14 protein-coding genes and 1 pseudogene are annotated in these 13,132 nt (G+C 54.9%); 11 read left to right on the top strand and 4 right to left on the bottom strand.

Annotated features, from left to right (window positions below; translation table 11 throughout):
- The first annotated feature begins 292 nt into the window (after positions 1-292).
- Positions 293-1,665: pseudogene (locus tag AC6I77_RS21650) on the top strand (aldehyde dehydrogenase family protein).
- 3 nt (positions 1,666-1,668) lie between these two features.
- Here AC6I77_RS21650 and AC6I77_RS21645 read toward each other — a convergent pair.
- Together AC6I77_RS21645 and zigA are read right to left on the bottom strand one after the other, a co-directional pair.
- Positions 1,669-2,847: an NAD(P)/FAD-dependent oxidoreductase gene (locus AC6I77_RS21645; protein WP_039661756.1), complete on the bottom strand. Its 1,179-nt coding sequence runs from the start codon at positions 2,845-2,847 to the stop codon at positions 1,669-1,671.
- A 93-nt stretch (positions 2,848-2,940) separates the two neighbouring features.
- Positions 2,941-4,170, bottom strand: coding sequence for a zinc metallochaperone GTPase ZigA (gene zigA, locus AC6I77_RS21640; protein WP_039661758.1), 1,230 nt, complete (start codon positions 4,168-4,170; stop codon positions 2,941-2,943).
- Positions 4,171-4,291: 121 nt separating this feature from the next.
- On the opposite strand from zigA, the gene AC6I77_RS21635 reads away from it, so the two are divergent.
- On the top strand, positions 4,292-4,630 hold the full coding sequence (locus AC6I77_RS21635; RefSeq protein ID WP_003855849.1) for an ASCH domain-containing protein: 339 nt from the start codon (positions 4,292-4,294) through the stop codon (positions 4,628-4,630).
- Here the strand turns inward: AC6I77_RS21635 and AC6I77_RS21630 are convergent, their stop codons facing one another.
- A complete protein-coding gene (locus AC6I77_RS21630; protein WP_003855850.1) occupies positions 4,631-5,179 on the bottom strand; it encodes a helix-turn-helix domain-containing protein in 549 nt (182 codons plus the stop codon).
- A 111-nt stretch (positions 5,180-5,290) separates the two neighbouring features.
- On the opposite strand from AC6I77_RS21630, the gene AC6I77_RS21625 reads away from it, so the two are divergent.
- From AC6I77_RS21625 to AC6I77_RS21585, 9 genes are all read left to right on the top strand, one after another.
- Positions 5,291-5,959 (top strand): AzlC family ABC transporter permease, encoded by a 669-nt coding sequence (locus tag AC6I77_RS21625; protein ID WP_497817341.1) that lies wholly within the window; start codon positions 5,291-5,293, stop codon positions 5,957-5,959.
- Entirely contained in the window at positions 5,956-6,279 is a 324-nt protein-coding gene (locus AC6I77_RS21620; protein WP_003855852.1) for an AzlD domain-containing protein, read from the top strand. The genes AC6I77_RS21625 and AC6I77_RS21620 overlap by 4 nt, the downstream gene beginning before the upstream one ends.
- 103 nt (positions 6,280-6,382) lie before the next feature.
- On the top strand, positions 6,383-7,102 hold the full coding sequence (locus AC6I77_RS21615) for a DJ-1/PfpI family protein (protein ID WP_497817340.1): 720 nt from the start codon (positions 6,383-6,385) through the stop codon (positions 7,100-7,102).
- Positions 7,103-7,287: 185 nt separating this feature from the next.
- Positions 7,288-7,608, top strand: a complete 321-nt coding sequence (locus tag AC6I77_RS21610; RefSeq protein WP_223296425.1) for a hypothetical protein — start codon at positions 7,288-7,290, stop codon at positions 7,606-7,608.
- Between the two features lie 361 nt (positions 7,609-7,969).
- On the top strand, positions 7,970-9,157 hold the full coding sequence (locus AC6I77_RS21605) for a M20 metallopeptidase family protein (protein ID WP_497817339.1): 1,188 nt from the start codon (positions 7,970-7,972) through the stop codon (positions 9,155-9,157).
- Between the two features lie 21 nt (positions 9,158-9,178).
- Complete coding sequence (locus AC6I77_RS21600; protein WP_485523319.1) at positions 9,179-10,027, top strand: ABC transporter substrate-binding protein; 849 nt, start codon at positions 9,179-9,181, stop codon at positions 10,025-10,027.
- A gap of 6 nt (positions 10,028-10,033) precedes the next feature.
- Positions 10,034-10,759: an ABC transporter permease gene (locus AC6I77_RS21595; RefSeq protein ID WP_497817338.1), complete on the top strand. Its 726-nt coding sequence runs from the start codon at positions 10,034-10,036 to the stop codon at positions 10,757-10,759.
- A 9-nt stretch (positions 10,760-10,768) separates the two neighbouring features.
- Positions 10,769-11,455: an ABC transporter permease gene (locus AC6I77_RS21590; RefSeq protein WP_497817337.1), complete on the top strand. Its 687-nt coding sequence runs from the start codon at positions 10,769-10,771 to the stop codon at positions 11,453-11,455.
- The gene (locus AC6I77_RS21585; RefSeq protein ID WP_312545034.1) at positions 11,452-12,231 is read left to right on the top strand and encodes an ABC transporter ATP-binding protein; all 780 of its coding nucleotides are present in this window, start codon (positions 11,452-11,454) and stop codon (positions 12,229-12,231) included. The genes AC6I77_RS21590 and AC6I77_RS21585 overlap by 4 nt, the downstream gene beginning before the upstream one ends.
- Positions 12,232-12,357: 126 nt before the next feature.
- Here AC6I77_RS21585 and AC6I77_RS21580 read toward each other — a convergent pair whose 3' ends face one another.
- Positions 12,358-13,020 carry a glutathione S-transferase gene (locus tag AC6I77_RS21580; protein WP_497817355.1) on the bottom strand — a complete coding sequence of 221 codons (663 nt, stop codon included), beginning with the start codon at positions 13,018-13,020 and terminating at the stop codon, positions 12,358-12,360.
- Between the last annotated feature and the right edge of the window lie 112 nt (positions 13,021-13,132).

Raw genomic sequence — 13,132 nt, 5'->3', positions numbered from 1 at the left:
GCGCGGCCTGCGACGATCGGGGATCTCTTAGGATCTCTCTATGATCTATTAAGGATCGTCTTTTAGGATCTGGTCACTGTATAAGTGGAAAACTGCTTCAAAACGTAATCTTCGTACATGTTATTTATCAGCAAATGATTGTTAGCAATTAGCAGATTACTTGACTGAATCTTCGCACCACAAATTCCAGATTCTCATATAATAAACAACTTCCTCACTATTATTCATTTTTCATCATCAACTACAGCGCGTATCGTCTCTCCATCACTGACAGAATGAGGAAAACGGCACCATGACTGAACATGCCCTATCACGTAACCCCGCAACTGGTGAAATTCTGGCACGCTATCCACTGCAGAAACCCGGCAGAGCTGGAGCAGACGCTTGAAACCAGCGCATCAGCTTTTGCCACATGGAAACACAGCAGCATGACCGATCGGGTTCGCGTATTACGCCAGCTTGGTGAGCAACTGCGTCTGCGAGAGCCTGATCTTTCCCGTATGATCACAACGGAGATGGGAAAACCCATTTCGCAGGCACGCGCTGAAGTCCTTAAATGCGCCAACTTATGCGACTGGTATGCTGAGCATGGCCCTGCAATGCTGGCCGACCAGCCCACCCAGATTGCTGATGCATGGCAACGATTCCGTCCCATCGGTGTGATCCTGGCAGTGATGCCATGGAATTTCCCACTGTGGCAGGTTCTGCGAGGCGCAGTGAGCATGTTGCTGGCAGGTAACACCTATCTGCTGAAACACGCGCCTAACGTCATGGGCAGCGCCACACTGATGGCTGAGCTGTTCAGCGCAACCGATCTGCCAGCGGGTGGCTTCAACCTGGTCAACGTCGACAACGACGGTGTCTCAGTCGCCATCAAAGATGATCGTATTGCTGCCGTCGCCGTAACCGGCAGCGTACGGGCTGGCGCAGCCATCGCCGCACAGGCAGGTGCAGCATTGAAGAAAACCGTGCTGGAATTGGGCGGATCCGATCCCTTTATCGTGCTGGCAGATGCCGATCTTGATGAAGCGGTTAAATCTGCTGTCATTGGGCGTTTCCAGAATACCGGGCAGGTCTGCATGGCCGCTAAACGCTTTATTATTGAAGCGCCAATTGCAGAAGAGTTTGAAAAGCGTTTCACGGCCGCGGTTCAGGCGCTCACCATGGGCGATCCTCTTGATGAAAACACCTTCCTGGGCCCAATGGCTCGCGCCGATCTGCGTGACGAAACTGGATGGACAGGTTAAAGCGACACTGAGCGAAGGCGCACGTCTGGTGCTGGGTGGTGAAAAAGTAGCAGGGCAGGGTAACTACTATGCGCCGACCATTCTCGCAGATGTCACCAGTAACATGACCGCATTCAGACAGGAGCTGTTTGGCCCGGTCGCCGCTATTGCTGTGGCACGGGATCCTCAACATGCACTGGAGATCGCCAATGACAGTGAGTTTGGCCTCAGTGCAACCGTCTGGAGCGGTAACGAAGAGATTGCCGATCAACTGGCGCGGCAGCTGGAGGTTGGTGCGGTGTTTATCAATGGCAACGGCGCGTCCGATCCGCGCGTTACCATTGGTGGCGTGAAGAAAAGCGGCTACGGCCGTGAGCTGTCGCACTTTGGTGTGCACGAATTCTGTAACGTGCAGACCGTGTGGAAAAACCGCCGCTAGTTCTTACTGCGCCGATGGAAGATAAGCGGGCGCTGCTTTAGCGACCGCACTGAGCGGACGCAGCAACCGATCCGGTGCAAACGCACTCAGCATCGGTGACGCTGTGCCGCTCAGCATCTCCTCAGCCACCAGCCTGCCCAGCAACGGGGCAAGGGTCATTCCGCTATGGCTGACCATCAGATAAACGCGTGCTGACGCGCTGATGTAGCCTGTTGCCGGTAAGCCATCAGCCGGACGCGACCGCTGTCCTGTTTCAATCCGCTCAATTCTCGCACCTTCCGCGTTTCTAAACAGCCGACGTAATCGGCGCAGCATCTCTTTACCGATCAGTCCATCCGGCGAGACCGGCCGTGCCGGATCGACATGCTGATCCAGATCCAGCGCCTGCAGCATCAGGCGGCCGCCGCCATCCGGCCGTACATTCAGTTCCGGGGTTATCAAATTGCATTTAAGTGGGATCGGCAGAGGCTGCGTCTGCGCCAGAAAACTACAGGCAACAGGATCGGCGCGATTTGCATCGGTCATCGCCAGTTCAAGCCCACATTGACTCATGAGTTCCGGTGCCCAGCGGCCAGTCGCCAGTACCAGCTGATCGCCACGCCATTCATCACCACTGGCCAGTGTCAGATGCACATCCCGATTTGTTTCAGTCAGCGTTGTCACTTCATTGTTGCAGACCAGCTGTCCGCCACAGGCGCGCAGGTCCGCCAGCAGAGAGGCGATAAACAAGCTCGGATAGAGCAGGCACTCCGACGGGAAAAACCATGCGTGCTGAATGCGGGGATCGAGCCGCAACGCGGGCAGAGCATCCAGAAGTGCGGCGCGGCTACGTTTTTCAACGGGATAATCAAGCGTTGTGAGCTTTGCTGCGCGTCGCGCCAGCTGGCACAGGGACGATTGATCGGCTGCCCACTCCAGCGTGCCGGTTTCCAGCAGCCATTGGGGTGATGCAGGATGACTGGCCTGCCAGCGCTTGTGCTCGTCTATCGCATGGGCATTCAGATCATGGTAGCTGGTGGGTTCCTTGCCGTTGGCATTAACCCAGGCATAGCTGATTTGACTGGTTCCGCTGCCAGGATAGTTTTTATCGAAGACGGTGACCTGCGCGCCCCGTCGCGACAATGATTGCGCGACGGCTAAACCCAGCACGCCTGCACCGATTACGGCAATACGTTGTGGCATATCTGGTCTCTCCTGAACAGGGATGAGTGGAAAACTGCTTCCCGCCGGGTCGTTTCACTATTGCGAAGTCGACAAAGGACGTCAACCGCAGCTTCAGATAGTGGCTTCATCAAACCAGTCAGGTACAGGATCGGGCAGATTGATCCACTGCTCAGGGCCCGCAGCCATCTCATAGGGTGTCAGCAGTGCGTGGTCGAGCGCGGAAAGAATGCGCTTTTCATCCATTTCAATGCCGATAAAAACCAGCTCCTGGCGCGCATCGCCAGTCCCTTCCTGCCAGTGTTCAGCGATGAAATTGAGAGTATCCGCATCCTGTGGCCAGTCCATCCGCGGCACACTTACCCACCAGCGCCCGGCATAACCCTGACGAGCCACAGCGCCCGCCTGCGACCACATCGCAGCATAGTCAGGCCGGCTGGCTAGCCAGAAGTAGCCCTTAGAACGGATAACACCGTCAAGCTGGTGATTAACAACTTCCCAGAAACGCAGCGGATGGAACGGACGGCGCGCGCGATAGACAAAACTGCGAATGCCATACTCCTCCGATTCCGGTTGATGCTCACCACGCAGGGTCTGCAACCAGCCTGGTGCCTGTGCTGCACGATCAAAATTAAAGCGACGGGTATTGAGCAGGCAATCGAGCGGAACCTGGCCAAACTCACTGTTCACAATAAGGGCATCTGGATTGAGCGCACGCAGCATGCCCTGCAGTTCATGCAATTGCGTCTGGCTGAGCAGATCCGTTTTGTTCAGTACCAGCAAATCACAGAACTCAATCTGATCTACCAGTAAATCAACCACAGAACGCGTATCCTCCTCGCCCAGTGACTCGCCGCGGGACTGAAGATCATCGACTGAACGATAATCTCGCAGAAAATTGAAGCCATCCACCACGGTAACCATGCTATCCAGACGCGCATAAGCCGACAGACTTTCACCTTCTTCATCTTCAAACGTAAAGGTTTCAGCAACCGGCAGCGGTTCAGAGATCCCGGTAGACTCAATTACCAGATGATCGAAGCGACCGGCCTGCGCCAGACGTTTCACCTCCAGCAGCAGGTCTTCTCGCAGCGTGCAGCAGATGCAGCCGTTACTCATTTCAACCAGCTTTTCATCGGTACGTGACAGCTGTGCGCCGCCGTCGCGCACCAGCGCAGCGTCGATATTAATTTCAGACATATCATTGACGATGACCGCAATCCGCCGTCCTTCGCGGTTATTAAGAATATGGTTGAGCAGGGTGGTTTTACCGGCACCGAGAAAGCCAGAGAGAACGGTAACCGGCAGTCGGGGATCCTCGGATGTCAGGAGGGAGAGTGGCATAGTGTTACCTGTCAGTAGTGATTAATATATATGTTATAACATAACATTAATCAGCCTCTTTTCAATCGCGATTTCTCTTCCCCTGTTTGATAATGAAAATAGTTAAAAAGAAGGAGAAGTGATGCAAACACTCACTCTGGTGCCGCGTCTTGTACCGGACGTCAGAAGCGGCGTGAAAACCTCAACGATACGCTGGCAGGAAGGTGATGTCGTCACCGGTCCACTGAAACTGGTCAATCAGGAGGATGCAACCGACACGGTAATTGTATGGGTGACGAGGATCGAAACGCTGCGCCTGAATCACATCGCCGCACGGCTGGGGAAGGAGGCTGAATGGCCGGATGCGGTGCTGCTGGCGGGGATGCGCGAACACTATCCAGAGATCAGTCTGAGCAGTGAGGTGCAGCTGATCACACACCTCACGCCCGCCGAAACTCAGGTAAAGCTCGCCGAACGCTAATTAACTGTGCTCAATGACCAGCAGTGCCAGCGTATCGGCTTCCAGTGCCCGGAAGATATGGAGCTCATCGCCCGGATAGGTAATGTAATCACCCACATCCAGCTCCACAGCACTCTCTACCGGGCCAACCAGCGCACGCCCTTTGGCAATAATAATATGCTCAATGGTATTGGGGATGTGAGGCTGTGAAATGCGTTCGCTCCCCGGCTGGACCTCCAGCAGATAAATATCACGCCGCACGCCGGGTGGGCAGGATGCCAGCAAAACGGCCTGATAATCGGCCAGATCGGCGGTAACCGACAGACCTTCTCCACGTCGTATCACCTGCAGGCGACGTGCATCAGGTTCCAGCAGACGTGAAAAGGGAATATTCAGCGTCACGCACAACGACCACAGCGTCTCAATGCCCGGATTACCATTTCCCGCTTCCAGTTGTGACAGCGTAGATTTGGCGATCCCTGCGCGGCGTGCTACTTCAGCCAGTGACAGACCTGCTCGCTGACGTTCACGCACTAAAGCGTTAGCAATAATGCTGATAGGGGTATTCAAATGCACTCCCGAAACTCAAAGTGTTTTTTATATCGAACATAACGTTCATCTTGTAAATCGCCGTGGCGATGTTCATTATATCGGATTATACGTTCATTATGAGACAGAGTGATGCGTTTTCCGCAAATGCAGTTGCTGGACAAAGGGGTAATTAAAGCGATTTTCCTGGTCTGCCTGGCTGATGGGATCGTCGGTTTATCTCATGGCTCGCTAGCCTCCGCCGACGGATTTCCGCTCTGGGTGCCACTGGCGCTCTCAACGCTGGTGCTGGCGGGGGCGTCAGAGTTTCTGTTTATTGGCATTGTGGCCGGTGGCGGCAGCCCCTTTACCGCCGCCGCTGCGGGCTTGCTGGTGAACGCGCGTCATCTGCCGTTTGGTATTGCGGTAAAAGATCTGGTGGGAACGGGCCCGCGGGGTTGGTTTGGCTGTCACATCATGAACGATGAAAGCGTGGTATTCGGAATCTCTCAGCCTCAACTGGCTCAGCGTCGTAGCGCTTACTGGCTGTGCGGCATCGGCATCGGCTTTATCTGGCCTGTCAGCGTGATGACCGGCGCGGCGATAGGGCAGTTTATTCCTGATGTCTCGGTGATTGGGCTGGATGCGGTATTCCCGGCCATTCTGATTGCCCTCATTTTTCCCGCGCTGCGACAGCGACGAACCCGGATCCCTGCCACTGTCGGGGCGTTACTCTCGCTGCTGGCGACGCCACTGGTTCCGGCGGGCATGCCGGTGTTGTTCTCACTGCTGGGCCTGCTGACATGGAGATCGCGCAAATGACGCATCAGGGAATGATCATTGCCGGCATTGCTATGCTGGCCGCAGGGACGTATCTGATGCGTTTCGCAGGCGTCAGGCTGGGAAACCGTCTGCCTGTCAGCGAGCGCACCCAGCAGATACTCTCTGACGCTGCCACTGTCTTGCTGCTGGCGGTAGCTGCGACCACCACGTTGTTTGAGGGGCACCATTTTGCCGGTGTGGCTCGTGTGGCTGGCGTAGGCTTTGCGCTATTACTGGCGTGGCGTCGGGCTCCGCTGATTGTGATTATTCTGGGGGCGGCGGTGATGACGGCGCTGTTACGTTTCCTTGGCGTATCCTGATGCTGATTTGTCCTGTGGCTGCTTAACTGCGTCCCGTCCAGGATTGCTATCTGCATGGGCATAACGGCATGATGAGGGTTTATCACCTGATCGGAGTTCACCTATGAATCGTCCGTTACAGATTGGCCTTTTACTCTTTCCTGATGTCACACAACTCGATCTAACCGGTCCCTGGGAGGTGTTTGCGCGCACGCCCGACACCAGATGTCATCTGGTCTGGAAAGATCTTCAGCCAGTCCGCTCCGATCGAGGCCTTTCAATATTGCCCACCATGACGTTTGATACATGCCCGCAACTGGATGTGATCTGTGTGCCCGGCGGGCCGGGTCAAATCGCCCTGATGTCAGATAACGTTACGCTGAACTTCCTTCAAAAGCAGGCCACTCAGGCACAGTGGATTACATCGGTCTGTACCGGGTCGCTGGTGCTGGGGGCTGCCGGATTGCTTAAAGGATATCGCGCGACCTCGCACTGGAGTTCCATCGATCAGCTGGCCTTGCTGGGTGCGGATCCGGTCAGTCAGCGGGTGGTGCGTGACCGTAATCGCATCAGCGGGGCAGGTGTGACCTCGGGCATCGATTTTGCCCTGACGCTGGTGGCAGAAATCGCAGGTGACGCAGTGGCGAAAGCGGTTCAGCTACAGATGGAATATGATCCACAACCGCCATTCACCAGCGGTTCCCCTAAGACCGCACCGCCACAGGAAGTCGAGCAGGCAAAGGCGAAGATGGCGGCGTTTATTGCTACGCGCCGGGCCGCAACCATGCGTGCCGTACAGCGACTACAGGCTGAACAGCTTCCGGATGCCGGGAATACGCAATAGCAGCAGTAAGAGTGACATCGAAAGGAGCAATGTCAGGGCGATAACCCGTAATTTATCGCCCGGCGTCGGGATGTGGATCGCGGCGGTCTGCAAGTTAATCAGCACTGTCCCATCACCCGGTTTCTTCAGTAAAGATAAGCTGCACCATAAGCGCCTGGAAAACCTGGCATTTCGGTTTTCACTGCGTGGATGATTTACAGGAAGCACTGATTACCGGCAGAGAAGCGATCTATCCCGACTGGTTTTTTAACCGTAAGTCAGCCAATCCACATCGCATCGATGCGGCGGCCCGTCATGAATATCTGCGTGTTTTTCAGCAACCCGGCGCATTGCGGGCTGGGCTGGCTTTTTACCGGGCCTTTGCGCAGTCGGCAGAGCCGAATCGCCAGCGTGCGCGAAAAGGTAAACTGGCTGTGCCACTGCTGGCAATTACCGCCGATCAGGGATCGATTCCTGATATGGCTACACCGTTACGCGCCGTTACGCGCCGTTGCGCACCAGGTTAGCAGTCAAATTATCCTTAACTGTGGTCATTTTATTCCTGACGAACAACCGGTGAAATTAGCGGAAATACTGGCAAACTTTTTTACTCACACCACGAATAAAAGCGAATTAACGCCTCTGTAAATAAGGGAAAGTAATAGTGTGCAGCGGATTATTAATATTCTTGCTGATCCGCTGCTATCTCATACGCCTTTCCAGTAAATATGTCTATCTTATTGATTTTAAATAACTAACTGTGGGTTATTCCGCGTTGCTTTCTGAGTCGTGCTGTGAATAAATAAACCGTCATTATCATCCACCTTCAGGATGAGTTAAATAAAACCGTCGGCAGCAGACTGCCGATAGCATATTGCCGGGGCTGCGATGAATCAGGAAAAGGCACGACTGGCCGGAGAAATTAAAGCCGGAGTTAATGAACTGGAATCGCAATTAGTGGCGATTCGACGTGATATCCATGCGCATCCGGAATTAGGCTTTGATACGCTGCGCACAGCCAGTCTGGTCACCGACTATCTGCAGACGCTGGGACTTCATCCCCGCACCGGTGTAGGTCGCAGCGGTGTGGTGGTGGATATCGACGGTGCAGAGCCGGGCAAAACATTGCTGTTGCGCGCCGACATGGACGCGCTGCCGATCCAGGAACAGACCGGTTTACCTTTTGCCAGCCGCTATCCTGGTAAAATGCACGCCTGCGGTCACGATATTCACACTGCGACGATGCTGGGTGTGGCAACGTTATTACCACGCTATCGTCAGCAGCTTAAAGGGCGCGTCCGGCTGATTTTCCAGCCTGCAGAAGAGACACCCGAAAGTGGTGCTGAAGCGATGATCGCGGACGGCGTAGCGGAGGGCATCGACTGGGCTGTCACTTTGCATAACAAGCCTGAACTGGCGGCGGGGGACGTTGCCCTGACACGCGGTGCCAGCACCGCCTCCAGCGACGAATTCGATGTCACGGTACACGGCGTATCCACACACGCGGCACGTCCGCACATGGGCACCGATCCAATACTCGCCACCGTGCATCTTATCAGCCAGTTGCAGACCATCATTTCTCGTGAACGCGATCCTGCACACTCTGCCGTCCTGACTATCGGGCACATTCAGGGTGGGACTACCCACAATATCATTCCTGACAGCTGTCTGTTCCAGGGCACCATCCGCACCAAATCGCCAGAAGTGCGTGCTGCCATGGAAGCCTCATTTAAGCGGATGTGCGAAGGGGTGGCGCTGGCACAGAACGTGCGCGTGGAGGTTAACTTCCAGCGTGGTGTGCCGCCATTAATGAATGACGATCGCCTGATTGATTCACTGGAAGAGATTCTGTCGCATCAGTTTGATAAAGCGATCATCGCGCAGCCCAGCGCCAGCTTTGGCGCCGAAGATTTTTCACTGTTCACCGAACGGGTTCCGGGTTGCCAGATCCATATTGGTTCGGCCACGCCAGGCCGGGACGATCATCTGCATAATTCCGATTATCAGCCTGATGAACGAAGCATTACCGCCGGGACGCAGGCGCTGACCCGCCTTGCAATTGATTTGCTCTCTTAATAATAAATAAATGAGGTTTTTATGATGATGCGCAACCGTCTGTTCACGGCTTCTCTGACCGTGGCACTGCTCGCCACTTCCGCATTCAGCCAGGCGAAAGATTTCGGCACACTGAAGTTTGCTACCGAAGCGGCCTATCCTCCGTTTAACCAGACTACGCCGAGCGGTAAAATCGTGGGCTATGAACCGGATATGGTGGCGGAACTGGCAAAGCGTGCAGGCTTTAAATATGAAATCATCGCGCAGAAATGGTCGGGCATGATTCCTGGCCTGATCGACGGTAAATATGATGCAGTGGTCGACGCCGTGACTGTGACGCCAAAGCGTGCTGAAGCGATCGATTTCACCCATCAGTACACCGTCAGCGTCTCAAGTTTTGTGACCGCCAAAAAAAGCCCACTGGCCACGCTGCCAGGCAGTGGCACGGTTGTGACGGCGGATGATGCCGCTGGCATGAAAAAAGCGATCGACGATCTGAAAACCACCTTTAAAGGAAAAACGATCGCGGTACAGGTTGCCACCATTCAGGCGGACTTCCTGCAAAAATATCTGGGCGATGTCGCCACCATTCGCACGTATCAGGCCGGTCCTGAAACCTTCGCCGACCTGATGAATGGCCGCGTCGATGCCGTCATGGCTTCGCGCACCAACCTTAACGCCTTTGTGAGAAAAAACAGCGATGCGATCAGTAGCAGCGGCTACGGCTTCTCCGGTGGCGTGCTGGGTGCGGGATCGGCCATTGGTCTGCGTAAAGGCAACAGCGAGCTGCAGCAGGTGCTGAATCAGGCGCTGGATTCCATGATCAAAGACGGAACGCTGAGCAAACTGTCGATGAAATGGTTTGGCGAAGATGTCGCGCCAAAAGCGTAACCACTGATGCTGATGAATATTGACTGGCAGATACTGGGTTTCGGGGATGAGGGCTGGGGTGGCGTGCTGCTTAGCGCCGCCGCCGTCACTGTCAGCGTATCGCTCTGCGCCTGGCTGCTGGGTGCGGTGCTGGGCAGCGTGCTCTGCTGGATGCAGATCGCCGGTTCGCGCTGGCAGCAGAGACTGGCGGCAGGCTACATCACACTGTTTCGCGGCGTGCCGGAACTGCTGGTGATCTATCTGTTGTACTTCGGTGGACGGCAGGTCGTTTCCACCGTGGGCACCGCGCTGGGATTCCAGGGACCGTTCGATGTGAACGGTTTTGTCGCGGGTGCGATCGCCATCGGGCTGATCTCCGGCGCCTATCAAAGTGGTGTGTTTCGCGGCGCGTTCTACGCCATTCCGGGCGGTACGCTGGAAGCCGCGACGGTAACCGGCATGGGGCGGCTGATGATGTTTCGACGCATTATCGTGCCGCAGGCGTTACGCACTGCGCTGCCGGGCATGGGCAACCAGTGGCAATCTGTTATCAAAGAGTCGGCGCTGGTCTCTGTCACCGGGCTGGTCGAAACCATGAATCAGGTTTCCACGGCAGCCAACTCCACCCAAATGTCCTTTTTCTTCTACAGCGTGGGTGCGGTGATCTACCTGATTATCACCACCTGTTCCGATATGGTTTTCCGCTACGTGGAAAAGTTTGCGATGCGCGGTCAACAGCGCGTGAAGGGGTAAGGAGTCCACGTGGATATCATGTTTTTACATCAGACGCTGCTGGCACTGCTGAAAGGATTGCCACTGACGATTAATCTGGCATTGCTCTCGCTGCTGGGCGGCGGCGTGCTGGCGCTGCTGCTTAATCTGCTGCGCATGACGCGCGTCGGCAGTTTTTTCTGTCGTTTTTACGTGTGGCTGTTTCGTGGTACGCCGTTGCTGATCCAGATTTTTATGGTGTATTACGGCCTCGGCAGTTTACCGGCGGTGCGTGAAAGCCTGTTCTGGCCACTGCTACGTGACCCGTACTGGTGTGGTTTGCTGGCGCTGATTCTTAACGATGCTGCTTACACCTCAGAAATCCTGCGCGGCGGTTTGCGTGCCGTCAGCCAGCAGTCGCTGGAGGCCGCTAAAGTGTCGGGCATGTCGTCGTACAAAATCTTTACGCGCATCACCCTGCCGATAGCGATTCGTCAGGCGCTACCCGCCTACAGCAATGAAATCATCTCGATGATCAAAGCAACGTCACTGGTCAGCACCATCAGCCTGATGGAGATGACCGGTATTGCTGACTCAATAGTCTCTTCCACTTTCCGCGCGCTTGAAGTGTTCCTGAGCGCGGCGGTGATCTACCTGATACTCACCATGCTGGTCAGCAAAGGGGTCTCGATGCTGGAACGACGCTTATCACCTTACTATTTTGGAGCACGCTCATGACCGCACCAACCATCATGCTGAGTCATCTCAGAAAGAGTTATGCGGGACATGAAGTGCTGCACGACATCAGCCTGACCGCGCAGGATGGCGATGTGATTTCGCTGATTGGTGCGAGTGGGTCGGGCAAAAGTACACTGTTGCGCTGTATACCGTTTCTTGAAGTGCCACAGGCGGGTGAAGTTGCGGTGGGCGACATTAACGTCACGCTGGATAACGCCGATGAGAAACTGAGCCGCGAGCAGCGACGTCGCATCAAGCTGATGCGAATGCAGCTCGGCTTTGTGTTTCAGAGCTTCAACCTGTGGCCGCATAAAACCGTGATGCAAAATATCATCGAAGCGCCGGTTCATGTGCAGAAGCGCAGTCATAAAGAGGCAGTTGAAGAAGCCGAAGCGCTGCTGCATAAAGTGGGACTCTATGCAAAACGCGACGCCTGGCCGTCGCAACTCTCTGGCGGACAGCAGCAGCGCGTGGCAATTGCCCGAGCGCTGGCGCAGCAGCCGAAAGCGATCCTGTTTGATGAGCCGACCTCTGCGCTGGATCCGGAGCTGGTGGGGGAAGTATTACGAGTGATACGCAGCCTGGCAGAAGAGGGACGCACCATGATTATCGTGACGCACGAAATGGGCTTTGCGCGTGACGTGTCGAACAAAGCGGTGTTTCTGCATCAGGGCATGATTGAGGAGTCCGGTTCGCCGGAGCAGGTGTTCCTTGACCCCATCTCGCCACGCTGCCGAACCTTCGTGAACAGCCACTTTGAGCGTAATGCAGGCTAGAGCAGCAGGGGAACGTATTACCGCTAAGCCGCGTGTCTTAAAATCAGAAAACCCCGGAAGCATTTCCGGGGTTTTTTTCAGCCAGGCTGCGTGATTCGGTCAAGCCTGTAAAGCAGTATCCTGAAATTAAGGATTAAAGACAGGGCGGCCCGCTTCAACCAGTGCCTGCCACTGCTGATAGCTGGGACGGCGCTGGATGTTTGAATACCACGCTTTCAGAGCAATACATTCGTCTGGCACAGCAAGGTTCACCAGAGCCGCGAAGATCATGCCGCCGGTTACGGCGATGTCGGCCATCGTAAACGTATTGCCCGCGACATAAGGCTGTGAGCGTAAAACGCCATCGAAATAGTGCATGCCACGGATGGCCTTTTCACGCATCTTCTCACCCCATTCCGCATTCTGATAGAGCTCAACCTCTGGCCCTAATCCTGCGGTGGCATGGTGGAAATAGACGCTGACCGCATCAAGAAATTCGATTTCAGCCCGTTTGGTCATCATATGGATAACGCCTTTTTCTACCGGCGTGACGCCCGTCAGAACAGGGTTTTCATCCAGCACGTCCAGATATTGCGTAATCGCGGTGCACTCTGCGATCAGCGTTCCATCTTTCAGCGCTAATACTGGCAGGGTTCCTGAGTAATTGATCGCTAAAAATTCAGGCTTTTTGTGCTCGCCTTTCCACAGATTGATCGGAATAAATTTCACCTGAGAAAGTAATCCCTTTTCCGCCAGGGCAATTCTTACCCGAGCAGGATAAGGGCCATCATACCAGTCATAGATTTTCATCGAGGGGAGTGAAGAAGCTGCAGATGCATTGTTGATATCAGTCATGATTAAACCACCTACCTGTCAATTGGTAGGTAGATAGTGGCGCCAGATATTTATCCTGTCAAGACCT

The organism is Pantoea sp. X-Soil-ISGK-259, from assembly GCF_059730705.1.
This window is presented reverse-complemented; position numbering and strand designations above follow the sequence as displayed.